This window comes from Desulfitobacterium dichloroeliminans LMG P-21439 (genome assembly GCF_000243135.2).
Lineage (GTDB): Bacteria > Bacillota > Desulfitobacteriia > Desulfitobacteriales > Desulfitobacteriaceae > Desulfitobacterium > Desulfitobacterium dichloroeliminans.
In genome coordinates this window covers 617,189-642,446 of sequence record NC_019903.1, presented here as the reverse complement: position 1 = coordinate 642,446, position 25,258 = coordinate 617,189, and the positions used below count along the sequence as shown (strand labels likewise).

At 44.5% G+C, this 25,258-nt stretch carries 25 protein-coding genes and 2 tRNA genes; 17 read left to right on the top strand and 10 right to left on the bottom strand.

Annotated elements, in window-relative coordinates:
* Positions 1–70: 70 nt before the first annotated feature.
* Positions 71–403 (top strand): nucleotide pyrophosphohydrolase, encoded by a 333-nt coding sequence (locus tag DESDI_RS02970; protein ID WP_015261150.1) that lies wholly within the window; start codon positions 71–73, stop codon positions 401–403.
* A gap of 19 nt (positions 404–422) precedes the next feature.
* On the opposite strand, the gene DESDI_RS02965 is transcribed toward DESDI_RS02970, so the two are convergent.
* Complete coding sequence (locus tag DESDI_RS02965) at positions 423–1,571, bottom strand: DUF362 domain-containing protein (protein ID WP_015261149.1); 1,149 nt, start codon at positions 1,569–1,571, stop codon at positions 423–425.
* A 382-nt stretch (positions 1,572–1,953) separates the two neighbouring features.
* On the opposite strand from DESDI_RS02965, the gene DESDI_RS02960 reads away from it, so the two are divergent.
* The 5 genes from DESDI_RS02960 (at position 1,954) to DESDI_RS02940 (ending at position 6,434) form a co-directional block, all read left to right on the top strand.
* Entirely contained in the window at positions 1,954–2,793 is an 840-nt protein-coding gene (locus DESDI_RS02960) for a CAP domain-containing protein (RefSeq protein WP_015261148.1), read from the top strand.
* Between the two features lie 299 nt (positions 2,794–3,092).
* On the top strand, positions 3,093–3,749 hold the full coding sequence (locus DESDI_RS02955; RefSeq protein ID WP_015261147.1) for a hypothetical protein: 657 nt from the start codon (positions 3,093–3,095) through the stop codon (positions 3,747–3,749).
* A 75-nt stretch (positions 3,750–3,824) separates the two neighbouring features.
* A complete protein-coding gene (locus DESDI_RS02950) occupies positions 3,825–5,246 on the top strand; it encodes a hypothetical protein (protein WP_015261146.1) in 1,422 nt (473 codons plus the stop codon).
* Positions 5,234–5,434, top strand: a complete 201-nt coding sequence (locus DESDI_RS02945) for a DUF1858 domain-containing protein (protein WP_015261145.1) — start codon at positions 5,234–5,236, stop codon at positions 5,432–5,434. Before DESDI_RS02950 ends, DESDI_RS02945 begins: the two co-directional genes overlap by 13 nt.
* A gap of 1 nt (position 5,435) precedes the next feature.
* Positions 5,436–6,434, top strand: a complete 999-nt coding sequence (locus DESDI_RS02940) for a glycosyltransferase family 4 protein (RefSeq protein WP_015261144.1) — start codon at positions 5,436–5,438, stop codon at positions 6,432–6,434.
* Positions 6,435–6,441: 7 nt separating this feature from the next.
* Here the strand turns inward: DESDI_RS02940 and DESDI_RS02935 are convergent, their stop codons facing one another.
* From DESDI_RS02935 to DESDI_RS02910, 6 genes are all read right to left on the bottom strand, one after another.
* On the bottom strand, positions 6,442–7,236 hold the full coding sequence (locus DESDI_RS02935) for a peptidoglycan recognition protein family protein (RefSeq protein WP_041219665.1): 795 nt from the start codon (positions 7,234–7,236) through the stop codon (positions 6,442–6,444).
* Positions 7,237–7,357: 121 nt separating this feature from the next.
* A complete protein-coding gene (locus tag DESDI_RS02930) occupies positions 7,358–8,122 on the bottom strand; it encodes an energy-coupling factor ABC transporter ATP-binding protein (protein ID WP_015261142.1) in 765 nt (254 codons plus the stop codon).
* A gap of 114 nt (positions 8,123–8,236) precedes the next feature.
* Complete coding sequence (gene cbiQ, locus DESDI_RS02925) at positions 8,237–9,034, bottom strand: cobalt ECF transporter T component CbiQ (protein ID WP_015261141.1); 798 nt, start codon at positions 9,032–9,034, stop codon at positions 8,237–8,239.
* Between the two features lie 64 nt (positions 9,035–9,098).
* Positions 9,099–10,151: an energy-coupling factor ABC transporter permease gene (locus DESDI_RS02920; RefSeq protein WP_041219234.1), complete on the bottom strand. Its 1,053-nt coding sequence runs from the start codon at positions 10,149–10,151 to the stop codon at positions 9,099–9,101.
* A 265-nt stretch (positions 10,152–10,416) separates the two neighbouring features.
* Complete coding sequence (locus DESDI_RS02915; protein WP_015261139.1) at positions 10,417–11,700, bottom strand: CapA family protein; 1,284 nt, start codon at positions 11,698–11,700, stop codon at positions 10,417–10,419.
* Positions 11,701–11,931: 231 nt separating this feature from the next.
* Entirely contained in the window at positions 11,932–13,260 is a 1,329-nt protein-coding gene (locus DESDI_RS02910) for a hemolysin family protein (protein WP_172635922.1), read from the bottom strand.
* A 253-nt stretch (positions 13,261–13,513) separates the two neighbouring features.
* On the opposite strand from DESDI_RS02910, the gene DESDI_RS02905 reads away from it, so the two are divergent.
* Positions 13,514–13,894, top strand: a complete 381-nt coding sequence (locus DESDI_RS02905; RefSeq protein ID WP_015261137.1) for an RrF2 family transcriptional regulator — start codon at positions 13,514–13,516, stop codon at positions 13,892–13,894.
* Positions 13,895–13,918: 24 nt separating this feature from the next.
* On the top strand, positions 13,919–15,124 hold the full coding sequence (locus tag DESDI_RS02900; RefSeq protein ID WP_015261136.1) for an MFS transporter: 1,206 nt from the start codon (positions 13,919–13,921) through the stop codon (positions 15,122–15,124).
* A gap of 139 nt (positions 15,125–15,263) precedes the next feature.
* Here the strand turns inward: DESDI_RS02900 and DESDI_RS02895 are convergent.
* Positions 15,264–15,339, bottom strand: a tRNA-Thr gene (locus DESDI_RS02895).
* Between the two features lie 293 nt (positions 15,340–15,632).
* Between DESDI_RS02895 and DESDI_RS02890 the strand changes: the two genes are divergently transcribed.
* The 8 genes from DESDI_RS02890 to DESDI_RS02860 all read left to right on the top strand — a co-directional run bounded on the left by DESDI_RS02890 (position 15,633) and on the right by DESDI_RS02860 (position 22,296).
* Positions 15,633–16,907, top strand: coding sequence for a [Fe-Fe] hydrogenase large subunit C-terminal domain-containing protein (locus DESDI_RS02890; protein WP_015261135.1), 1,275 nt, complete (start codon positions 15,633–15,635; stop codon positions 16,905–16,907).
* A gap of 134 nt (positions 16,908–17,041) precedes the next feature.
* Positions 17,042–17,605: a DsrE/DsrF/DrsH-like family protein gene (locus DESDI_RS02885; protein ID WP_015261134.1), complete on the top strand. Its 564-nt coding sequence runs from the start codon at positions 17,042–17,044 to the stop codon at positions 17,603–17,605.
* Between the two features lie 97 nt (positions 17,606–17,702).
* Entirely contained in the window at positions 17,703–17,831 is a 129-nt protein-coding gene (locus tag DESDI_RS18370) for a hypothetical protein (RefSeq protein WP_015261133.1), read from the top strand.
* A gap of 164 nt (positions 17,832–17,995) precedes the next feature.
* The gene (locus DESDI_RS02880) at positions 17,996–19,309 is read left to right on the top strand and encodes an alpha/beta hydrolase family protein (RefSeq protein ID WP_015261132.1); all 1,314 of its coding nucleotides are present in this window, start codon (positions 17,996–17,998) and stop codon (positions 19,307–19,309) included.
* A gap of 73 nt (positions 19,310–19,382) precedes the next feature.
* Positions 19,383–19,823, top strand: a complete 441-nt coding sequence (locus tag DESDI_RS02875; protein WP_015261131.1) for a LytTR family DNA-binding domain-containing protein — start codon at positions 19,383–19,385, stop codon at positions 19,821–19,823.
* Between the two features lie 34 nt (positions 19,824–19,857).
* Positions 19,858–20,247 carry a hypothetical protein gene (locus DESDI_RS02870; RefSeq protein WP_172635877.1) on the top strand — a complete coding sequence of 130 codons (390 nt, stop codon included), beginning with the start codon at positions 19,858–19,860 and terminating at the stop codon, positions 20,245–20,247.
* Positions 20,248–20,370: 123 nt separating this feature from the next.
* Positions 20,371–21,873 carry a degradosome RNA helicase CshA gene (gene cshA, locus DESDI_RS02865; RefSeq protein WP_015261129.1) on the top strand — a complete coding sequence of 501 codons (1,503 nt, stop codon included), beginning with the start codon at positions 20,371–20,373 and terminating at the stop codon, positions 21,871–21,873.
* A 201-nt stretch (positions 21,874–22,074) separates the two neighbouring features.
* Positions 22,075–22,296, top strand: coding sequence for a DUF378 domain-containing protein (locus tag DESDI_RS02860; protein ID WP_015261128.1), 222 nt, complete (start codon positions 22,075–22,077; stop codon positions 22,294–22,296).
* Positions 22,297–22,431: 135 nt separating this feature from the next.
* Here the strand turns inward: DESDI_RS02860 and DESDI_RS02855 are convergent.
* Positions 22,432–22,506: transfer RNA gene (locus tag DESDI_RS02855), tRNA-Thr, on the bottom strand.
* A 637-nt stretch (positions 22,507–23,143) separates the two neighbouring features.
* Here DESDI_RS02855 and DESDI_RS17510 point away from each other — a divergent pair.
* The gene (locus DESDI_RS17510; protein WP_015261127.1) at positions 23,144–23,464 is read left to right on the top strand and encodes a YmaF family protein; all 321 of its coding nucleotides are present in this window, start codon (positions 23,144–23,146) and stop codon (positions 23,462–23,464) included.
* A 70-nt stretch (positions 23,465–23,534) separates the two neighbouring features.
* On the opposite strand, the gene DESDI_RS02845 is transcribed toward DESDI_RS17510, so the two are convergent.
* Positions 23,535–24,893: an aminotransferase class V-fold PLP-dependent enzyme gene (locus tag DESDI_RS02845; RefSeq protein WP_015261126.1), complete on the bottom strand. Its 1,359-nt coding sequence runs from the start codon at positions 24,891–24,893 to the stop codon at positions 23,535–23,537.
* Positions 24,894–25,258: the final 365 nt, after the last annotated feature.

Genomic DNA, 25,258 nt, shown 5'->3' with positions numbered 1-25,258 from the left:
AAGGCATTTACTTATTAACATTTTATTAATATTTCAAATTGCTTATCAAAACATCAGGAGGTTTTTCATCATGGAGATTAAAGATTGGCAAAAACAAGTGGATGACTGGATTTCTCAATTTGAAGAGGGCTATTGGCAACCCTCTTCCATGATGCTCCGTCTCACAGAAGAAGTGGGGGAATTGGCTCGAGAAGTCAACCATCGTTTTGGAGAAAAGCCCAAAAAACCCAACGAACCAGAAGGCGACTTGGCCTTAGAGATGGCCGACATCCTTTTTATCATTATATCCATGGCCAATTCTCTAAATATTGACTTAGAGGACGCCTTCGCTCGCATGATGGAAAAATATCGCGTGCGGGACAGCGACCGCTGGACACGCAAAGAGCAAAGGGTGGATGAATAATTATAATTGCTTAATCTTACTACTTAAATAACCTTCTACCCAGCCTCGGCTTACGAATTCCTACTGCCTGTCGGGGACAAAGCTCTTGACAGCAAAAACAACGTATACAGGCCTCGAGATCAATCTCGGGTCTTTTTTTGTCATTAAAGGCTAACGCCTTAGGAGGACAGTTATTAATGCAATCCGCACAGCCCACACACTGGTCGTAGTTAAATACCGGCTGAGGCCGAACTTGGTTGAGGATAAATCTTTTCGCACTCTGAGGAAGGGGCACTCGATCGATAAAGTTTACAGACATGGATTTGGGGACCCTGAAGTTCTCAACACGCCATAAGGATAATGGATCTCCTACAAGACTTACTTCCTCTAACCGACTGACAAAGCCCCTCTGCCGTGCAGCCACGACAGTTGGTACGTGCTCAGGCTTTAGTCCGATCAGGTGGGTAGCTACTACATCTAAAGCGAAGGGATTCTCACTGATGAGCAAAGCGCCCACAGCCCGAGGTTGTCCGGCAGAGGGACCATCTCCCTCCATCCCTACGATTCCATCCATAATACTTAAAGCTGGTTTAACCCAGGTAGCAATATCCACGAGAAGTTCAGCAAATTGCTTCACCTCTGGCATCTTAAAATGATATTCTGCTTTCAGCAGCCCGGGTATAACCCCAAAAAGGTTCTTTACTGCACCGGTAAAGGTCATCATTGCGTGAGTTTTTAATTTAGATAAAGAAATAACCACATCAGCATCATAGACGCTTTTGGTCACCGTTAAGCTTTTGATTAATTGTCCGGCGGGATGCGATACCACTTCCTGCCCGACGTCAAAATTGAGTTCTGCACCGGTGCGTTCAGCTACGTCCTTGAGACCTGATCGAGTATAAATTCCTTGCAACGCTCCTACTGTATAGGGTCCACCTGGGCTATCCCCGATAATCGGGATTCCTCCCGCTTCCTGCACGAGGCGGACTACAGCCTCTACTACGGTGGGATGTGTAGTGACAGCTTCATCAGGGCGTTTCTTCATCAATAAATTTACTTTTAGAAAGACTCTCTGACCAGGCTTAACAAAAGCTTCCACCCCTCCTAATTCTTGTAATCCAGCTCTTAAAAATTCTTCGACTCCAGAAGTATATTCTGGACAATATTTCATGACGACTTTGGAGCCCACGAGCTCACAACCTCTCCGAAATGATTTCTTTATCCTCTTTCCTTTGAACGAAATCTAGAGTTGAGACCCAATGAAATCGTCGTGATTAACCGTATTAAAATTAAGACCTATGGAGTAATTGTCTCTAACTAAGGTTCACGTTAATCCTTTGGATTATGTAGGATAATAATATTATACCTTTTTTGATTTGCTTTGGGAAATCACCCGACAACTCCAATGTCCAAAGAAAGTTGGTAAGATGTTCTAGTAGGTTTCTGTAGTTTAGAATGTTATACTCGACTTGTCCTAAAACGGACAAGCACGGCAAAAGATTTTCGACTAGACGACTTAGTTCTAAGTTATTAACGGAAAAGGATCACAAAAAATGTTTGGAGGTCTTCTAATGAAAAAAACCAAAAAATTGACGATTGGCGTATCCTTAGTCGTATTATTGGCAGTTGCTGCTGCGCCTGTTCAGGCGGCAATTAAGGTGAGCAATTCTTATTCTTCCAGCGGTTCTAGTGGTTCGATTATCTCCCTCGGCTCATATAATATCCCCTGGGTTAATAATACGATCCCAATCACCCCAAGCACACCAACAACTCCTATAAATAACGGCGGTTCTACTCAAACGGGTTCCGCACCCGTTAACACGAATCCCGTGAATACATCCAAAGGGTATGGTAGCATTATTTCCTTAAAGAATTTTAGATTCACTTCTCCTTCAACCCCAACACCCGCACCAACGCAACCTGCACCCTCTCAACCTGCCCCGACTCAGCCCGCTCCAACCCAGCCTGCACCGACTCAGCCTAGTACTCCTACTCAACCGGCAACCCCTCCTACTAGCGGAACTACTACAGTAAGCACCCAAGAACAGGCTATGATTAATGAGATCAATAAAGAAAGAGCATCTGCAGGTCTTGCTCCTGTGAAAATAGATCTTCGCTTAGCGGAAGTCGCTCAGTTAAAAGCTAATGATATGAAAACTAATGGTTACTTTAGTCACACCTCGCCAACCTATGGTTCTCCTTTTGATATGTTAAGAGCCGCTGGCATTCAATACCGAGCCGCCGGTGAGAATATCGCCCGCAATAGGTCTGTAGACTTTGCTATGGCTGCCTTCATGAGCAGTGACGGTCACCGCAAAAACATCTTGAATCCAGCCTACACACACGTCGGTGTCGGTGTCGTCAGCAGCAGCTCAGGTAACTACTACGTGCAAATCTTTGCTCAGCTGTAAACCATCATTTGCACAGTTTATACTATTTCTAAAACACAAAAAAGACAACGACTATAACTTATTAAAAGTTAGTCGCTGTCTTTTTTATTGAATGATCCTTAGGGGACGTTCGGGTTATTCATGCCTAAAGCTTTCTGGCATTCAATGAATCAAGGGGGGCAGGTATCATTTCACCAAAGCGAGCTGCAGAAATTTACAATAAAATTCTAACGTAGACTCTCGCCTAAGTAATCCTGTAACACTTGAGACGATACTTGAATAGAATACCCCGAAAATACAAAAAAGGAGGGAAACAACTCATGGCCGACCTCTATCCATACGACCCAACTCAAGAGAGAGTATGCATAATCGTTGAAAAAGTCTTCTTCAGTTGCCAACAAAGAGAGTGTTTTCCAAACTTCCCCATCGACTTGCCTAATATCGGCGGTCCCTTCACCTTCGTCGACATCCTTTTCCAAAATGGGGTCATACTCCCCGACAGTATTGTAATCACTCCTATTCCCAGTCGCCCCAATTTCGCTCGCGCTCAATTTACCGTCCGTATTTGCTTCACAGCCACAGTAAGAAATGGCGCAGGGCAGCTCATCTCCGTTCCAGGTTGTCTACCGGATATTTTCAAGGACATCGTCATCTATTATCCGCCTACTCGTCCTGAATTCGATTTCAACTTAAGAGTTGAAACACGAAGCGAACTTCTGGTTCCAGCCTTAATTTCTGGAGATGATCTTATTGTCACCGTTGGTTCTTTTGTCATCACTAAGCTGACAGGATTTGTGCAACTGGCTATAGATGCCTTTGGCTATTGCCCAGAGCCTCCATTCTGCGAAGAATTCCCAACCGAAGAGCCTTGTATCGACTTCTTGAATCCAAATCTCACTCCATTCCCCACCGATTTCTTCCCACCACAATTGCCCAGTCCAGTTCCTGGTCGGGCCACGTATGTAAATCTCAGCTAAAAATCTCTAAGTAGACCAAAATACTAGGGCTGTCTTTTGACAGCCCTAGTCAATCACTTTAGGAGGTGGAGCACGTTGCCTTCTTTTACGATTATACCTCAATCCAGTTTTTTACTTAATGAAACTTCTTTCTTTTCCTTGGTTCGGAACAAGGATGGTATGACCCTAAGATCTTCAACCAGCCCGCAGTTATTGTTTGAACTAAAGGAATCCGTTCTCCTCGCCCAAGGAATCATGGATGATGCCAATCAAGTCCATCTAGCCTACATAAAAGAATCTGGAGAGCTCTGTTATTCGATCATCCTGACCACAGGGGATCAGCAGACGATGACTTTAGGAAAACTAGATATCCGTAGCCAGCGTTACGACCAGCTTCTCCTTTTCCCTATGGGCAAAGTGATTCATCTCTTTTATGCGAGTTCCCATAATAGCCTGCCTGATGTTTGGCGCATCACCCATCTTTTTTGGAATGGCCAAACCTGGAAGTCTGCCCAACTGGGGGAAGTGGTCCATCCCCGCTATCCCCTGTACCAAGTGTTGGTGGATTCAAACTCCAATCTTCATGCCCTCATGATGACCTTCTCCGGAAGTCGATCGATATTACTCACCAGCGTCTTCAACGGAAGCTTCTATATCTGGTCGAAGCGCCAGGAAGTATTATCAATTCCTCGCGAAGTGGTCGATATAGCCGCTATCCTTACAACTCAGGATCAGGGCCATTTGTTTTGGGCAGCCAAACAACCGGGAAGTGATTCCTTCGAAATCGGTCATGGGGTTCTTGATAAGATGAACGGGTTTAGAAATTCCTGGCGCATTGAGGCTACACCAGCTGCCAATCTTGAGGGGCCATGGCAGGGCATGGGTATTCTTCAGTCTCGGGGTGTGCTCAGCCTCTTAGCGCATAGTAACCAAGCCATTCTCCTGCAAACCCAAGGCTCGGGCTGGAAACCTGTAAGGGCCCTTACCGGGAGCTTCTCTCCTTTGCAAATTGCTCAAAAGTCCGAAGGAGTAACCAACTATACCCATTGGTTGCATCAGGAAGATGAACAAGGCCCCTTGTATGCTGACCTCTTAGGATTACCCATATCCCCAGCTTTTCCTAATACGGTTCCTCCTAGTTGGCTCTCAACAGAACCGACTGTAGATCCCTCCAAATCACAGTGGCAGCTGGAAGCTCCACTCAAAACCCATCACGAAAATCAAGATGTTTTGGAGACAGGCCAACGCATCTCTGTAAATACCGTAACAGATAGCGATAATTTAAAGTCTATCTTTAGCAAGCTTGAAGAAACTACTTCAACGTTACCCAGCAATTTGGAGAACTGGGACGAAAAGATCAATTCCCTTCCTGAGATGCTGAATATCCTAAAACTATTGAGAAGCCAAAATGAACTGACCTTGAATGTCCTCCAAGAACTTGAGACAAAAATATGCGATATGCAAACTCAAAAAGAAGTTGCAAGTAAGAAAGGATTCTGGCAACGATGGTTAACATAAACAGTCTGATGAAATATGGGGATGTTCTAAAGCAATATCCCCAGCTCAAGCCTCTCTTCCGTAGACTAGGCATTCCAGTCTCCGGGTGCGGCATCTATTACTTACTGGATATGACCCTCGATCAGCTTGCTCAGCGCTATAATCTCGCAACGGAAACCTTGCTGAAAGTATTGCAAAGGGGATATTAAAGTGAAGGTTCTTTTTCAAGTACGTCAGGATTATCGCAAACACCCAGCAGGAGATACCATACAGCTCTTAGCCACCGCTCAAGCTCTTAAAAACCTTGGGGTTCAAGTATTTTTAAATCTTAACCCCAAGGTCCAACTTGAAGAATATGACTTGGTTCATATTTTCAATGTCACCCCGGTGGTGGATGTATCTATGTTCTTTGAGAACGCCAAAAAGCAAAATAAGCCCCTTGTGGTTTCTCCCAGCTATTGGAATATGGAATCTTACCTTAAAAATGATAATGCACGTTCACCGGCTTTCGAGCAATGGGAGTCCTATCAACCCTGGCGGGGACAGTTACTGCGGGAATGCGACCTTCTTCTTCCGAGTGGGCACTCAGAAATGGAGCATATCCAAAAGGATTTTCAAGTCACTACATCCTACCAGGTTATCCCCAATGGATTCCCCACCGAATATCTCGGCATCGACGAAACCTGCTTTCGGGAGCAATGCCCCGGACTTCCCGAGGAGTTTGTACTGTCGGTAGGTCGTATCTCCTCTCGTAAGAATCAAAAATGGCTTGCCCAGTGCTGCCAGGAACTGGGGCTCACCCTCGTCTTAGCCGGTCCTATCGATGAACCCCAGTACTTTGAGGAAGTGCAAGCTTATCCCCATGTAATCTATCTGGGTACACTCCAAGGGAGACTTCTTGCCTCTGCCTACGCGGCAGCTAAAGTTCATGCTATGCCGAGTTGGTATGAAACCACGGGCTTATCCAGCTTGGAAGCTGGGGCTTGTGGAGCTAGAGTCCTTACCACTAATCAAGGATGGTCCAGAGAGTATTTTCAAGATATGGCTGTTTATGTGAATCCCTTTGAGGAAGATAGTCTGATCCCTGCTTTAGAAAAGGCCTTGACGATCTCGCCAAAGCCTTTAACAGAACATATTCACAAGCATTATTCTTGGGCTAGGGTCGGAGAATTGACTTTGGCTGCCTATCGACATCTACTGGAGAGCTAGCCATTGTCTAAACCTTGCCTGTACGAATAAAATCAAGCACTTTTTGGCAGGTAGCATAGCGATCCCCACCTGAAATCAGGATTGCACGCTCCACTGGCTTACTACTGCCACCGACCACATAAATCTTCTTAGCTGCATCAAGGTATCCCTTACTTAGCCGATCTAAATAGAGAATAGGCGCCTGGAGGTAATCTGCTAGATAGCCTGCAGCCCTCTCATCCGCACCGCGACCCACTAAAATCAGGTTATCCACTTGGTCATCTCCTCCTCCATTGTTCTTCTGTAGTCCATCAATTTCCCCCTCGAGGGCCATTAACAGATCCTCCCATGTGTAACCGTACGTCTTAAAATAATCGATAGGATCCGTATGGTTCGATTCTCCATAGTTTAGGGATATATCCCGATGGGAGAAGACATTTTTTTGTGTCCAACCATAGCGGACACACGCATCGGCAACTAGCCACAGGGTGCGTTTCCAGACTTCATGAAATTTATCCGTGTCGTAACCTTGGGGTTCGCTCATCTCCACAGATAAAAAGCGGTGATTGCCCGTGTGACCCGCATGCCAAGCCACTTCATTTTCCGGAATGGCTCGGATAATCTCACTCCAGTCCACAAAGTAGTGGGCAGAGGCCGCCCGGTATTCGCTGTTGAAATAGTTGAACTCATTTTGAGCCGTAGCCCCAGGAGTAGCGGTAGAATGAATCACAAATCCTTGAGGCTGCAAAGGTTCTTGCGGTCGATTATTGACCAATATCTGTTCTCTAACTTCATATCCCGTAGCAATCCCTCCTTTAATCATGGTCTTCGATCGTTTATATTCTATGCTCCAGCTTTCCCTATGCTCCATCTTTTGGTTTGGTATTATTACGGCGAAAGAAGTCATGGGTAATAAAAAAACGCTTCTTGGAAACGTCATTTTTTTATTGCTTTCCTTTTCCACATCCACAGACCGGGCACCCCTGCAGAGACAGGGGCATCTCTAAGCCGCAGGCATCCAGGAGTTCCGCATTGGTTAAGATTTCCGCGGTCGGGCCGTCAGCGGCAACTTGACCCTGATGAATGACGATAATTCTGTCACATAATTCATAAACCATGTCGATATCGTGACTTGTAATAATCTTGGTATGTTCAAAACCCTGAAGTAACTTCATTAGCCTACGTCTGGATTTGGGATCTAGGGCTGAAGAGGGCTCATCCATAATTAAGATATCCGGTTGCATAGAAAGCACGGCGGCAATAGCAGCTGCCCGTTTTTCGCCGCCGGATAATTTATAGGGAGCTCGATCCTTTAAATGAGAGATTCCGACCATTTCTAAAGCTTGAAGGACCCGTTTCTCTACTTCTTGTTCATCCAGCTTATAATTGCGAGGTCCAAAGGCCACATCCTCATAGACTGTATTCATAAACAGCTGATCATCAGGGTTTTGAAAAACCATCCCCATCCGTTGGCGGACTATGGGCAGGGTTTTTTTTGTGACAAGAACCTCCCCAACCCGAACTTCCCCTTGGCTAGGGAACAAAACTCCCATGAGTAGCATAAGTAAAGTAGATTTCCCCGCACCGTTAGCTCCGATAATCCCTACTGATTCCCCGTGATGAATGGTGAAGGTCATCCGCTTGATCGCCTTATGCCCATCAGGGTATATAAATTGTAGATCTCTAACTTCTGTCATATGGTGACTCATAAGGTTCCTCCTGTACATATCCATCCGTCAGTCTTCCTTCAGTATGCCAAATAGTTGGGACCTCTGTCATACTAAGCGAAGCGATGTATCCTGTGCTACCTGTGCGCACTCATATTAATAAAATAAGTTACCTATCAGCAGAGGAATATTGATCATTTTAGCAAGAATAAAAAAGGCACCCCAGCTCAACGCATAAATGAAATCCTTACCCGTAGGCTTCTGCTGCTCTCCCGTATTATATTCCCCTGTAAATCCTCTTAAACACATAGATTGATAGACCCTCTGGGCCCTCTCATAGGTCCGTAGTAACAGTTGTCCGATTAAGGGCCCCCAAACCTTGTGATTAATCCCCTTCTGCTGAGGGGACCGTAAGGAATAAGCTCTCCAAATCGTCGAAACCTCTTCCAGTAAGACAGAGATATAGCGATAGGTTAGAAGGAGCTGAAGGACAAACAATTTGGGGATCTTGAGCAACCGCAAAGCAGATCCTAATTTATCCATCCCCGTAGTGGCTATCAGCAAAAGGGCTGCACTTACCGTCAGGATAGATTTAATAAGAATTGATAAAAAGGTGATCCAGCCTCTAGACAGGGTGATTCCACCAACCATAAAGACCTGATGATCAAAAAAGGGGTTGAGTACTCCTATTCCCAAAGCGAAGGGGGCCGCCAAGAGCATGCGCTTCATGATGGGGCCAAGAGGCAGCTCCCCCAAGGACATTACCAGCACCGGAAAGAAAACCAAGGGCAGAAGGCCAAAGATTTCATAGCGGTCGTAGGATACAACCACAACGATAAAGAGAAGTGTTGTGAGAAGCTTTGCTAAAGGATGAACTCTATGGATCAACGTTTCCTTGCCGGATAAATCATCCAAAAGCCGCATATCAAAGACTGTATCCATCATATTCGCCATAATCTCCACACCTCACAAAGACTAGGGGTAATTTCCGATCTTCTACTGCTCAATTGAGTTGATATTATTTCGCTGGGCTAGAATTTCTTTTTTTTAGTAATGTTACAACAAAGCCGATTATACCCGCCAAAACAAGGGTCAAGCCCGCTCCCACGATTCCCGCTGTGGTCGTGCCGCTATCGACTGCAGGCCATACTTCGCTGCCTTCGGCAGTAGCTGGTGCACTTTCTTCCTCTGAAGCTCTGAAACCATAATCCGGTAAAAAAGCAATATTGCTTTGAAGATCAGCAAGCATTTGATGAATTCCCCCCGTTGCCTCCAGCTCTTCCACTCCTGCCGCTTTATGCATAGACCATTCCAGTCCATCAGGATTAGACGAAGCAAACCAAGAGAACACTCCACCGGTAAGGACTGCAGCCAAGACAAGAACCGTAAGGACCCGTTTCAAGGAGATGCTACCTAGCCTTTCTCCCCATCTTGCATTCTCAAGTATCTCTGGACGTTCCTTCCAGACAAAAGTAACCACTGCAGCTATCACCAGACCCTCAACTATCCCAATTGCCAAGTGGATGGGCTGCATAAGTAGGAGGAAAGTGTTAAAAGGCAATTCGGTCTTCCCTGAAAAAAGAGTCTCAAGGACAACGCTCAAGGAACCCAACTGAAGACCAATAACTGCTGCCAAGAGAGCAGCACCTAATATCCGTTTCGAATTATATCCTTTGGCCATCAGCGGTTTATAGATAAGAGGGTAGACTACAAAGCATGTAAAAAAGCCAAGATTAAATATATTCGCCCCTAATGCCAAAAGCCCTCCATCGGCAAAGAATAAGGCCTGTATAGTCAGAATCGCGGCCATTGTCAAAAATCCAGCATAAGGCCCGAGAAGAATCGCCAGTAACAACCCCCCACCGAGATGTCCGCTAGATCCTGTTCCGGGTATCGTAAAGTTAATCATCTGAGCAGCAAAAACAAATGCCCCCATGACCCCCATCAAAGGAATCTTCTTTTCATCCATATCGTCTTGGATTTTCTTTATGGAGTATGCGGCGACACCTGCGGTCGCTGCCCACATGGTTACCCCTACTGCCGGTGAAATCAAGGCATCAGCCATATGCATACTAATCATCTCCCTCTCCAAAAATAAAACCATGAAGATCCGCCCATTTCCTCAGGCAAGACCTTCATGGTCATATCCATCGTTTGAATTTATCACTACTAATAAACCTAGTTATCTTATAAAACTAGTTGTTCTTACAGAACAAGAAGTATCTCCATGATACTTTTATACTATGTTATAGGTTATAAAAAGATATATTCTAGATTACTTATAAAATTCCTTCTTATCCCAAAGGGTGAGTGTCGAAATCTTCGAATAATATTTTCTAGGTCTCGCTTGCTGTGAGTTGGCTCAGGCGATCACGGGTCGTTTTTAGGACGTTTTCCAGAAGAGGTAGATCGACGCTGGTTAAGATCTCTTCTTTATTGGCCTTGATCTTCTCGACGGTTTCTTCCACGGGGATGACACGGAAGTGTTGCCTGCCTTCTTTGGTATAGCTATGGGAGAAGGTAGAAATAAGCTTGACCTCGTCAAGTTCTACGGTGTGTGAAATCAAACTAGCATTGGTCTTCATTGCCTCGGGTGATGCCACAGATTCCGCTGTGCTTGGCTGCAGTACTTTTTCAACACCAAACTTCAGTTGAAGAATAACCCCGCTATTGCGTTCTTGACCCCGTTGATCCCCAATAAAGTTCCCAATGGAATAGGCTACAAATTTCTTTTTGCCATTAATAGTAAAATACTCAACAGGCTGAATGACATGAGGATGGCTGCCTACGATAGCATCGGCCCCTGCTTCCAAAAACTCTCGGGCCAGGCTCCTCTGTTCTGCTGTAGGCTCTGTGCTGTATTCCACTCCCCAATGCAGAACTAGAATCAATAGCTCCACTTGGGGTCTAAGAGCATCAATATCTTGGAGAATGCGCTCTTTTTCCAGCATGTTTATAAAGTAAGAATGCTCGGCAGGGAGACTTAGGCCATTGGTTCCGTAGGTATAGGATAGATAACCAACCTGAGTGCCACGAATATCCTTGATCAAAAATCCGGATTCTTCAGCGCTTTTCTTAATACCAAGAGTATCTAGGCCCGCTTCTTCGATGACTTTCACAGTCCTTAAAGCTCCTAGGTAACCCCGATCAAGAAGATGATTATTAGTTGCGACTACTCCATCCACTCCGTATTCTTTGAGATGATCTACGATAGGGTCAGGACTATTAAAAAGTGGATATCCTGTATAGCCCGTTTCCGGTCCGGCTAAAGCCGTCTCTAAATTCGTAGTGCAATAATCCCCCTCCTCCATCAGGTCCCGAACTTCCCCAAAGAAGTCAAAGGCATAACTTCCATCAGGCTGTCCACCTGCCCAAGTCAAGGTATTATGCATCAGAATATCCCCTAAGGCTGTCAAGGTAATGGTGTCCTTCTGGGTAATAGACTCAGGGACTGGATCAGGTTCTAGTGCTGGCACAGGATTGCCAGTTTGCCCAATTGGGGCTAAGGAGGTGAACGATTGACTCTGGCAGCCTGCTAAGGATAATGACAGAAAAAGCAACAAGAGAAAAACAAGTAAGGACGTTAAAGGAATATGTTGCGGGGAGTAACCCTTCTTCATGTTGAACCTCCACCAATTTTTACAGCGTTTTCCTTTTTAATTCGCCTTCATTTTCCATATCCCTTTAATCCATAATCCTTAAATCCTTACCTTAATCTTTAATCCATAACTCGTTGTTTTCTTTTTCCACCTTATGCATAATAAATCAGCTGCTTTATAGGTCTCACTAGAAAGGAGGTGCTGTCTACGAACACGTTCGCTGGCAGCACCTCCTCGAGTTAAGATTCAGTTTTAGATCTGGAACTCTGGTTCCTCTCGATTGACCTTCGTAATCATCACCTTGTCCACGCGCACATGATCCATATCCACAACTTCCAAACGCAGATTCCCGACAATGACCCTCTCTGTCACTTTCGGTATATCCCCGATGTGATTGGTGATAAAACCCCCTAAGGTGTGATAACTCCCAGTGTAAGGCATGTCTGCGTCCTCTAAGTCAAAGTAACGTCTGAAGGTATCGATAGCCACTAGGCCATCAGCTAACCAGGAAAGTTCATCCTTCTCGATGATTTCCGGATCGGTTTGTTCTTCTCTTAAGGGCATATCGCCGATGATGTTCTCCATGATGTCGTGAAGGGTGACAAAGCCCTCAATCCCACCATACTCATCGATAACCATAGCTTCATGGCGACCAGCTACTTGAAAGGTTTTTAAGGCTTGGAATACCTTCATAGACTCGGGATGAATTAAGGTATCCTTAATGCAGTCCGCAATCTCAAAGTCTTCACCGGATACCATCTTGGCGAAAACATCTTTGGTATGGAGTATCCCTTGAAAATCATCCAAGCTATCCTTCCCCACGGGGAATTTAGAGTGCGGACTTTCATTCATTTGACTAATAATATCCACAAAGGAATCTTCTATATCAATCCAGACTATTTGGGTACGGGGAGTTAAAATATCGGCCAAACGCCTATCTCCCAGATCAAAAATCTGTTCCATCATGTCCTGTTCGATCTCTTCGACCACACCGCTGTATACCCCTTGCTCGATGAGTGAAGTAATCTCTTCCTCGGTCACATTTGGTTCTGTACTGGGTTTAATGCGCAGGAGCTTCAAGACGAGTTCTGTGGATTTGCTGAGAAACCAGATTAGAGGGCGACCAAATTTCGAAAAGTAATACATTGGTTTAGCCACCCTACAGGCGACTTTTTCCGGATTGCCCATACCGATCCGCTTGGGGACGAGTTCACCAATGATTAGAGATAAATAAGTCGATAACCCGACCACTAAAAAAAAGCTGAACTGATAGCTTATCGGTGCCAGAACTGCAATATCATCCACATATTCGGCCAGCTGTCCAGCGATAGTTGCACCACCAAAGGCCCCGGTAATTACCCCAATGAGAGTAATGCCGATCTGAATGGTTGAAAGCAACTGATTCGGGTCTTCCGTCAGCTTTAACGCATAGGCTGCTCGGGAATCTCCTTTTTCCTTGGCACTCACCAACCTATTCTTTTTAGATGTCACAATGGCGATTTCTGTCATGGCAAATAAACCGTTAGCCATGATTAGAATGATCACGATTATAATCGAGGTTCCCAAACTGCCCAAAACCATCATCCTCGTTTCCTGTAGCAATCCTTCTATTATCTATGCCTACCTAAGGCTCCACTCTTCGTGCTTATATCTTTGTGCTTATCCCTATGACACTATCAAACACTTGCCGCTTATTATATACTATTTTATCTTTATGCCATAGTTCTATCCTCATTGATTGCACTTCATGAATACGTCACAAAAAAGATTGACACCTATTCTATTTATGGATATCATGGATACACGAAGTTTATAATTAGGAGGGTGTTTTTTTGTGAAATATTCTCGGGCGACGGACTATGCTCTTCACACGATCTTATTTCTCGCCAAAAACGGCTCAGAAAAAAACATGGGGGTTCAGGAATTAGCTGAAAAACAAAGTGTTTCACCGACCTACTTATCCAAAATACTTAACAAGCTGGTTAAGGAAGGGATGATTCGCTCTTCACCAGGAGTTAATGGTGGGTATTCTCTAAGTCCCCATTGGGAAGAGATTTCGTTCTTGGATATCATTCAAGCTATCGAAGGGAAAACCTCCTTGTTTGACTGCTGTCTGAACTCGAACCCAGATTGCTCAATAAAGAAAGTCATGCTCGCCGCAGAGATGAGTATGGAACAGAAATTAAGAAATACGAAACTATCAGATCTTGCCTAAGGACTGATAGAGAGGGGTAACTTTATGTCCGTTACAGTAAAACAATCGATTGAAAAACAACCGATTGAATACTCTAAGATTGGTGTATTATCTCTAGCCCATATGCTTAATGATCTCTATAGTAACTTTCTTCCCCAGATGCTTCCCTTTCTCATTATTCTACATCCGGACTTTACAGCAACTCAAGCAGCCATCCTTGTATCTTCCTTTACCATCTCATCTTCCTTAGTTCAACCTTTTATCGGCTACTATCTGGATCGCCGAGGTAAACGCTGGTTTCTCTATGTCGGAACCCTTTGGATGGCCATCATGCTCAGCTTGACGGGGGTGGTTCATGAGAATTATGTCCTTCTCGTCATCTTAGCGACTCTGGCCGGACTTGGTACGGCAGCTTTCCATCCCCAAGCCTCCACCATGGTCAATATACTCAGCGGGGAATATAAAGCGGTGTTGCTTTCTGCCTTTATTGCCTTTGGTAATTTTGGTTTTGCTCTAAGCCCCCTGCTCTTAGTGCCCTTATTCGAGGCCCAAGGCTTGCAGGGAACCCTTTATATGGTGATTCCCGGCGTAATGGTATCCTTGCTGCTGCTCTTCTTTGCTCCCCGAGTCGATCTCTCTCCCCAAAAGCCGCCTGAATTTTCTGCTTTGCTGGTATCCCTGAAAGCCGCTGCCAAAGAATTGATCGCGATCGTCGGAGTCATCGCTGTACGCTCTTTAGCTTATACGGGAATGCTCACTATGCTTCCTCTGTATTTTAAATCCCAAAACCTATCCAATATTGCAGCCAGCCACTTGGTCACCATCATGCTGGCTGCTGGGGCGATGGGTGGAATCACTGGCGGTTTTATCTCTGATCGGTTTGGTCGGAAGCCGTTGATTGTGGGTTCTCTCTTCCTGGCAACCCCTTTGTTCTTTGCCTTCCTCTTTACAGAGGGAACATTGAGCACTATCTTTCTCGCCTTAGCTGGGGCCTCTCTGCTTTCGAGCTTTTCTGTGACCGTGGTTGCAGCTCAGGAAGTTATTCCTCATAACAAGGCCATGGCAGCAGGTTTGACATTAGGCTTTGCTGGAGGAATCGGAGGGCTGGCAGTGGTTCTGATCGGAGGCATCGCCGATCTATGGGGACTGCAAATGGCTATTTCCACCCTCTTTGTCCTACCACTCATCGCCGGTATAATTGCGCTTTTCATGAAAAGCCATCCTGCGGCACGAGCTCAGCGAAGCGCTTAGACCTTCAGTTATAACGATTATTCTCGTTTTTAGTCTCCTGAGTGGTTGCTTCGGCTTCTCTCAGGAGATCTTTTTTCACTTGCTTTGCAAAATAGGTATAACAAAAAGCCCGCAATTGCTTGCGGGCTTATACTTCATATGGAGCCGATGGCAGGACTCGAACCTGTAACCTGCTGATTACAAATCAGCTGCTCTACCAATTGAGCTACATCGGCTTGTCTTGCGACAGAACTTATAATAGCATAAGGCAAAAACTTTTTCAACACTAAAACTAAATAAAAATTTTTCCAGCTAAAATTCTCGCCTTCTTCTCTTAGTAATTGTTATTGCATTGCCCATTTATGTAAAAGTGGAGTGAGCAAAGCAGGTTAGGGGTATACTAATTTCGGTCAGCATATCGGAAAGGCTAGCTTTCACGGTGTACAAAGGCAAACAACGACTTCGCCTTTCCATGTATTGACATGAGGCCTAACAAAGCCGAGTCTTCTATGAAAAGGGAGGGCAAATGATGAGTCATCTAACTTATGAAGAAATATTCGGCCGCTTGGTCAAAGCCTCTTATCAGGGAAATCTTCAAGAGGAAATCGATGCCATAGAGTCTACTGGGGATGAGCATACTAAACAGTATATCCAGTATGCCTTAGGAAAAGGCGACCCCGACAAGGTTGTATTTCAGGTTAAGTCATGTGATAAGGGAAGCGATGATGAAAATCACAATTGCGAGGCCGCCTGTCTCTTTGATGCGGTGGTCCGTGATATGGAAGGCCATGTGGTTATCCAAGATCGTAACTGTACCCATTGTGGCGAATGTATTGAGACCTGTTCCCTCGATAGTTTAGTGGATAAAAAAGAATTTATTCCTCTTGTGGAGCTATTGCAAGGGAAGGAAGTACCCGTCTTTGCCATGGTCGCTCCCGCCATTATTGGGCAATTCGGCAGTGAAGTTACAATGGGTAAGCTTCGTGCGGCCCTGAAGCATCTGGGCTTTTACGGAATGGTCGAAGTGGCACTCTTTGCCGATGTCTTAAGTTTAAAAGAAGCCTTGGAGTTTGATGAACATGTTAAAACAGATAAGGACTTCGTTTTAACCAGCTGCTGCTGCCCTATCTGGGTAAGTATGGTCAAAAAGGTTTATGATAAACTCGTTCCTCATATCTCACCCTCCGTTTCTCCTATGGTTGCCTGTGGACGTGGAATCAAACGTATGCATCCCTGTGCTAAAACTGTATTTATCGGTCCTTGTATTGCTAAGAAGGCAGAAGCCAAGGAGCCGGATATTCGGGATGCTGTCGATGCAGTTCTCACCTTTCATGAGTTAAAGCAGATTTTCGAAGCTACCGATATCCATCCTGAAGATATGGAGGATATCCCCAGCGAACACTCCTCGACCAGTGGTAGGATTTATGCCCGTACTGGCGGGGTATCGAAATCCATCTCCGATACTTTAAACCGGATTCGACCGGATAAGCCGGTGAAGATCAAATCGATCCAGGCGGACGGAATCAAAGAATGCAAGGCCATGCTCAGTGACCTTATGAACGATGATATTAAAGCTAACTTTTACGAAGGAATGGGCTGTGTTGGTGGCTGCGTCGGTGGCCCCAAAGCTTTGCTCCAGGTAGATAAAGGTACGGCATTTGTAAACAATTACGGGGCAGAAGCTGAGGCCCCTACTCCGGCAGATAACCAGTATGTTCTTGGGCTGCTTCAACAACTAGGCATCGATAGCGTGGAAGAGTTGCTGGGCGGGGAGTCAGCCGCAATCTTCCAGCGGGACTTTTAAACGAAGTCGAGTCCATAATGGGAGTTAACCGCCCTTTGACGCCCCACCCCTATCGAGGCAGGCGACAGGACGGGTAGTCCAGTGTTCACTTTTGATATCATGCTCAATTTGCAATCGACATGGAGGCCGAGAATATGAATGCACAACAAAAAAAGGCCACGCAAACTGGCCAAGTCAAAGAGCAAAAAACGAACTCAGGAGATTTGAGCACGAACCTAGCTAAAAATAAGAAAATGACCCTGCTGATGTTCAGCGGTGATTATGACAAGGCACTCGCAGGTTTGGTTCTTGCCAATGCCGGGCGAGAGATGGGCCTGGAGGTCACCATGTTTTTTGCTTTTTGGGGACTGACCCTAGTACGGGATCCTGACAAAATGACCTTTGAGGATAAAACCCTTTTTGAGCAGATGTTTGGCCTCGTCACTCCCAAGGGAATCGAAGAGTTACCCCTCTCCCGCATGAATATGGCAGGGCTGGGTAAAGCCATGCTTAAAGAAATGATGGAGGACGATGACACTCCACCTCTCACAGCCTTCCTCAATGGAGCACGGAAAAAGGGTGTAAAATTCTATGTTTGCAAGCTCTCCGTGGATGTGATGGGCTTTAAGCAAGAAGAATTACTCTCTGAAGTGCAGATCATAACCGCCACTGATTTTCTACAGGAGGCCCTAGAGTCTCAAATCCAGTTGTTTATCTAGCTTTTGACTCACAACCTTTGGACAACGTGAATAAGTTATAGCAGACAAGGCTATCTTCTTCTCGTGAATCATGAGAATCCAAAAAGGTGGTGAAGTAATGTTTGATATCAATATGGAAGCCATCCCCCTTTCAACCGTCATTGCTGCTAGTGTGGCTATTCTCTTAGCACTAAGAATTGTGCTAGGTGCTCTTAGAAGTCTCCTCAGTGAATTGCTGCTAGGCTAGTTCGCTTAACCTTTTCTGATTCGAGAAAAAGCCAAGAATTTTCTTGGCCTTTTTCTTTTGTGCAACTTACCTTTGGTTTCTGCAACCTACCTCCTGACCTATTGATGGATCCCAAGATTAGGATTATTCTCCTTGTAGAATCTAAATTATGGGAGGGTACTTTAATGATGAGTACTATCATTTTGCTCTTAGTTCTGGGAATTGAAGTTGGCTTAGTAATTTATTCTCTAAAAACAAACGTAATGCAAAACCGATTCAAGCCTATTGTCCGCCTTGCCACCTTTGGCCTTTTTGCCCTACTCCTCGTCTTCCAAGTCATCCAATGGGGTTTTCAATGGATTCCTCTTTTTTTGGTATTACTCATCGAGGCTGTGTTAAGTGGATTTTACCTTGTGAGAAATAGCCCAACACCTGAAAAGCCTTTGAAAATAAAACGCGCCATCCTAATATCCTTAGGACACTGCCTCTTCCTAACCGTCGTACTTGTACCCGCTCTAATCTTTCCACAATTTGAAGCACTCCCGGTTACAGGAACTTACCCAGTGCAAACAGAAAGCCATACCCTGACAGACCCCACCCGAATTGAAAGCTATGACGATACTGGTAGTTATCGGAACGTAACCATCCAGTTTTGGTATCCGGAAAAACAGCAAGAGAACGAAACCTATCCTTTGATCCTCTTTTCCCACGGCTCTTTTGGTTTTCGCGGCAGCAATTATTCCACCTTTATGGAACTGGCCAGCCATGGCTATGTGGTCGGCAGTATCGATCATACCTATCACGCCTTTTTTACAAAACAAACGGATGACAAAATGATCTTTGTTGATACTAACTTCATGAATGATGCTATCGCTATCCAATCCCAAACGGGTAAGTACAATGAGCAAGAGACCTATGAACTCACCCATCGATGGTTGAAACTAAGAAGTGAGGATATGAATCTGGTCTTGAATGCCATCCTCGAAAATGTAAAAAAAGAAAGGGCATCAGAGGTCTACACTATCATTGACCCTGAACGCATCGGCCTCTTAGGCCATTCCTTAGGAGGTGCCACCGCTGCTGACTTAGGAAGAAAGCGCATGGATATTGATGCCGTAATCGTCTTGGATGGAACCATGCTTGGTGAAGAAATCGATTATGTTGATAACCAAGTAATCTTAAATCAAGAGCCTTATCCCACCCCTCTCTTGGATATTTTCAATGAAGAACATTTTGCTGAGGCGTCCGCAGCGGGGGAAAACTATGGTAATATGAAGGCAACCAAGCATGCTGTTGATGCTCGCCAAGTGGTTTTCGTAGGAGCCGGACATTTAAACTTTACGGATCTGCCCTTATTTTCACCGGTATTGGCTGGGATGTTAGGTACCGGAAATATAGACAGCCGCTATTGTCTTGAGACGATGAATGAGGTTGTGCTCAATTACTTTGATTATTACCTCAAGGACTCAGGGGGCCTTAAGATCAAAGCAGTTTATTGACAAGCCACATGTTCAGGCGGCTTCCACTTTCTTCTCTACAACAAGATGGCTAAGGAATGAGGTTGCTTTCCCCATGAAGATCAATGTGGAAACTATCGACGAGACAGAAGAAGAACAGGTTTTAATCCAATGCCATGAAGTCACTGCCAGTATTAGTGAGATTGTGGATTTTCTTAAATCTAGGGAAATTTCAATGGAAGCCTTCCAAGGTTCGCAAATCTTCTATATCTCCTTGAAGGATATATATTATATCGAAGCCGTGGACAACAAGGTGTTTGCTTATTTAGAAAGCAAGGTTTATGAGCTTAAAAGTAAGTTATATGAATTGGAGTCCGGCTATGAAGAATGCCACTTCTTTCGTTGTTCTAAGTCAGTCATCGTGAATCTGATGAAGGTTCACTCCATCAAGCCCGCCCTTAATGGTCGCTTTCTAGCGAAACTGACCAACGAAGAATCGGTGATTATCTCAAGGCAATATGTTCCCCAACTCAAGGAAAGGTTAAAAGGGTGTTAGCATGAGCTTCAGTGAATTTTTCAAAAAAAGTCTGATGAGCTTTTTTATCATCGTGACTTGCGTCACCCTCGTCATTGCTGTCCTCGGCCTAATCTATGAGCCGGATCGACGTTTTGGCTATGACGCCTATTTTTCACCATTTATTTTTGGTTTAATTGGGGTGGTCCCTTCTTTCGCGACCTATTCGAAAAGGGAACTTACAATTAGGCAGATGATTATCCGAAAGATTCTGCAACTCTCTGTCCTAGAAGCAATGATCCTGTCCTTTGGTTACTTAATGGACATCATGTATGGACCAATGATGTTTGCTGTTGCCGGAGCTGTATTTGCTGTCTTTCTTGTGGTTCACTTCTTTTCCTATGCTATCGATTATAGGGAAGCCACACGATTAAATGCGGAGTTGAAGGTTTTCCAAGAGCGGTAAATGGCTAATACATATCTCTTGGCACCCCTTGTGGTATACTATTTTAGATAAGGCCTTGTATTAAATCTTGGTCGAATTGGAAAACTACATCAATATAGATATAAAAAGGAGATTAAAATTATCATGTCAACCTTTAAAGAACTTGGTTTATCAGAACCTCTAATTAAATCTGTGCTCAATATGGGTTTCGAAGAAGCCACCCCGATTCAAGAACAAACAATACCCCTTGCCTTAGAAGGCAAGGATGTCATCGGACAAGCTCAAACGGGTACGGGAAAAACGGCGGCCTTTGGAATCCCTTTGATTCAGAAAATCGCCGAGACCTCCGAAGATATTCAAGGAATCGTACTTACACCTACTCGAGAATTAGCGGTACAGGTCGCTGAAGAACTCAATAAAATCGGTCAGTTTAAGGGAATCCGCACCCTGCCGATATACGGTGGACAAGAGATTGACCGCCAGATTAGGGCGCTTAAAAAAAGACCCCATATCATCGTAGCGACGCCGGGTCGCCTCATGGATCATATGCGCAGACGCACCATTCGCCTGCAAAATATCAATATGGTTATTTTGGATGAGGCCGACGAAATGCTAAACATGGGTTTCGTAGAAGATATTGAAACCATACTTCAGGAAATCCCAGAAGCACGACAAACCTTGCTGTTTTCAGCGACCATGCCAAGGCAAATCCAAAATCTCGCCCAAAAATTTATGAAAGATCCAGAGCTCATCAGCATAAAGGGCAAAGAGGTTACGGTTGCGAACATCGAACAAGATTACCTTGAAGTACCGGAAAAGATGAAATTTGATGTTCTTTGTCGTTTGTTAGATATTCAATCTCCTGATTTAGCCATTGTTTTTGGACGGACAAAAAGTAGAGTTGATGAGCTTTCCGAAGCCTTAAACAAACGGGGCTATTCAGCGGAAGGCATTCATGGAGATTTATCCCAGAGCAAACGGGATAGCGTCATGAGACAGTTCAAGGAGGGATCCATCGAAGTCTTAGTGGCAACGGATGTTGCGGCGAGGGGATTGGATATTAGCGGAGTAACTCATGTCTATAATTTCGATATTCCTCAAGATCCAGAAAGCTATGTGCATCGAATTGGTCGTACAGGCAGAGCGGGAAAAACAGGCCTAGCTGTAACCTTTGTCACCCCACGGGAGATAGGTCATCTAAGGCTGATTGAACAGCTTACTAAACGTAAAATAACGCGCAAAAATATTCCTACTATGATCGAAGCTATCGAGGTTCAACAACGGGTTGCCATAGAAAAAATGCTACGCGTCATAGCTGAGGAAGACCTCCAGAATTACAAACACCTAGCTGAAAATTTATTGGAAGATACCGATTCAGTAACCTTATTATCGGCAGCCTTAAAAATAATGACAAAGGAACCTGTTCAGGCTGTAACCGAATTGACAGGAGTCGCTCCCTTACGAGTAAAAGGTAATCAAGGACGTCCCGATCAAGGTGGGTATGGTCGACGCGGAAATTATCGCGATGGCGGACCCGGTGGAAACTATCGCGGCAGACAAGGCAAAGGAAATTCTCGTAGTAACTCGGCAGGTGCACGTGGTTATTCCGGAGCCAGTAGCCGTAACAGCGATAAAACAAATAGATAGATAGATAGATAAACCAAGCCGCCAAAACTGATACTTTTGGCGGCTTATATGTATTTTAAGTGGGCAGTTGTATAACTTGTAAACTCTTTGCCGTAAAAAAACACCTTTTTAAATTTGGACCTTATAAATAGGTATAAAGTTAGTAGAATTTACCAATAATATCATTATCACTTTAATAAATTATAATAGGAGGCTTTATTAATGAATTGGTTATCAAGAACAGCTCTTATCCTCGTGATAGTTGGGGCCCTCAATTGGCTACTAGTTGGAGTATTCCAGTGGGATCTTGTAACTTCTCTTTTTGGAGGGGATACAGTAAGACCTTCCTCTGGATTAAGCAGAATAATTTATTCTCTAGTCGGCCTTGCCGGTCTTTATTCAATCACTTTTCTTTTTAATGACTCTGATGTACGATCTAAATAATAAATAATTAACGTACAATGGGCACCCGAAGGTGCCCTTGTTTATTTAGCTTACTTATTGCGCATATTGAATCTACTGTGCTTTGTGCTAGTATAATAAAAAACACCGCAATCTCTTGCGGTGTCTAAGTCCTACTGGAGCCAATGGTCGGAATCGAACCGACGACCTGCTCATTACGAGTGAGCTGCTCTACCCCTGAGCCACATTGGCATTTTTTTAACGATTGTAATTCTACCTGATTTTAATAGGGAAGTCAACTGTCATTGATTGAGTTGTGTTGCTCAGTGATGTCTTAAGGCATCTTGAACAGGTACCCACCTATTCTCAATTATAAGCGCTATTTTTGCTTATTTGAGAAAATTCGTATATTTTGATGTCTATTTTTGTTGAAAACATTGACTTTACGCATGTCCCATGATACTTTTTTGTAAGAGTCAGGAAATAAAGCAATCAAAGCCATACAATAACTGGCGCTTTATCTTCTGGATTTGCGCAATGGAATCCCCAGATGTGGGGATTCTTTTCATTTTCACAAGGTAATGCTACACTCGAGTGCAATACACTCGTGTACATAAAAAATAAGACCCTGCCATTTCTGGCAGGGGAAGAAAATATATATCTTCAAAGGAGGCTAAAAGGAAAAGGTATGATTATATAATAGCCCATAAAAGTGAGCAATATGTTGCTAGTTTGTGAACGATTTGTGAAAAGTTATAACAAATTACTGAAACTATATCTATTCCACGGAATAGGATTGTATAAGAAAGCCAATCCCTAACTATCCCAAGTCACGCTTATAAAGCATATCCTGTATTGAACGATACTTGATTCAAAGCGAGGCGATTTTATGTATTCAAATCATGTGCATTCCTATGGTGCACTGACTTCTTGTGTGAATGCGCATATACACTGCACGAGTGGCATAACCGGCCCAGTTGTCTCTTATGGCAATTCTCACGTCCACTATTATGCAGGTGTAACCACCTGTGATCATGGTCATGTTCATCATTATAGAGGGTGTACAGGACCGAGTATACCCTGTCCTAATGGCGGGCATGTCCACTGCCTGCAGGGCTGCACAACCTGTGACTGTGGCCATTCTCATTCCTATAGGGCTTCTACTAGCAACGAAGAAGGTTCTAGACTTTTTAGAAATCACGCAAGCTAATTAATACTAGCTCTATTGAGCAACACTAACATACAGAGGGCGATTCAGCCCTCTGTATGTTAGTCAGGGGTTAATATCCCATCTTCGCTGAGCGTAAGGATCTTGACCGAGTACTGACAATTCGCCCTAATATATCAATAAAAACATCAATTTCTTCTTTGGTGTTATAAAGGCCAAGGCTCACTCTGACCATTCCTGGATGAGGCAAGGAGGGATTGGCCATATGCTGTTCCATCTCCTGCTTAGAGATATGCAGAAGTCTCTGAACATAGGGTTGGGCACAAAAACAACCATTCCGCACGGCGATTCCTCCCTCGCGGGCGAGAAGCTCGGCCACATCTTCATGAAATAATCCTTCTACATTGAAAGGGATGACTCCAATCCTTTGTGAGAGCTGTTGCTGATTAAGAGGGATTCCACCATAGAACGTTAGGCCATCCATCCAGCGCAGACGTTCATAGGCGTATCCCAATAACTCTTCTTCATGCTGTAGCACCTTTTTCATACCAAGAGCGCTTAGGGTTCGGATTGCTGCAACGAGGGCAACGACCCCCATCAGGTTAGGCGTTCCGGCTTCTTCTTTATGAGGCGCATCCTCCCAAATTATCCGGTCAGGCGTCACCAGTTGGGCTGTTCCCCCGCCCGAATAATCTGGGGCACCCTGTTCAAAAAAAGCCCGGGGACCAATCAACACTCCGGTTCCGAAGGGCGCATACATTTTATGGGCTGAGAAGGCTAAAAAATCAATATGCTCAGGGGAATGGCTTGGACGCATATCGACAGGAGCATGGGGAACCAGCTGGGCTCCATCCACACAGATCTTCGCTCCATAACGATGGGCTAGCTCGGCAATCTTATAGATGGGATTCCGATGGCCTGTCACATTGGAAGCTCCGGTGACCGTCACCAGCTTGACAGCCCCTTGGTAGCGCTCTAGTTTGGCCACAAGATCGTCCAAGCGCAGGCGACCTTGTTCATCAACCTCTATGTAGTCGACAGAAAATTTTTCCCGCCATGGCAGAAGGTTGGAGTGGTGTTCCATCCAAGTCGTCAAAACGACTTCCCGCTTATGCTTATGGTATAAACGATTGGCTAACTTATTAAGTGCCTCGGAAGCATTTTTAACGAAGATCACAACATCGGTTCGAGGATCTCCACCGACAAACTTGAGAACTTCTGTCCGGGCTTGCTCATAAATCTGGGAGGATACAACGGATTTATACCCTGCTCCTCGATGAACTGATCCATACATGGGAGCAAAGCGATTAATTTCTTCCATGACGGATCGGAGCGGCGGGGTGGTCGCCCCGTTATCAAAGTTAATTCCTGTAATTGAACTTCCCGAAGCTAGGGGGACTTGAGTATCTAGACCAAGAAAAAGATGGCCATAGTTCATTCTTTGTGCAAAAGGGAAAAACCGAAAGTTCATCCTTTAACCTCCTAAGTCATAGAATCGAATATTCATACCTTATTTCTACCACTCTAGCATTATATGAAAGTATCAAGCATTGGGTCATTGTCCGTAGAAGAGGGAAAATTATTGGAACAGTGCAGCCGAAAAAGGAAAATACCCAAACAAAAAGAAAAAGGGCAAAAAAGCAAGTTCTTTCTCATACTTGAATGAATTTCGGTACTATTTTCCTATGGTAGATAAAATTGTTCCTTGATATTAGACATGTTCCATGATATTTTGTCATAGTCAGGAGAAATGCCGCGTTTCCCTGATGTTGCGTAATAAATTCCTGGACGCAGGAATTTGTGACCAGTCTACTTCGTTACCCAAACAAGAAGTGG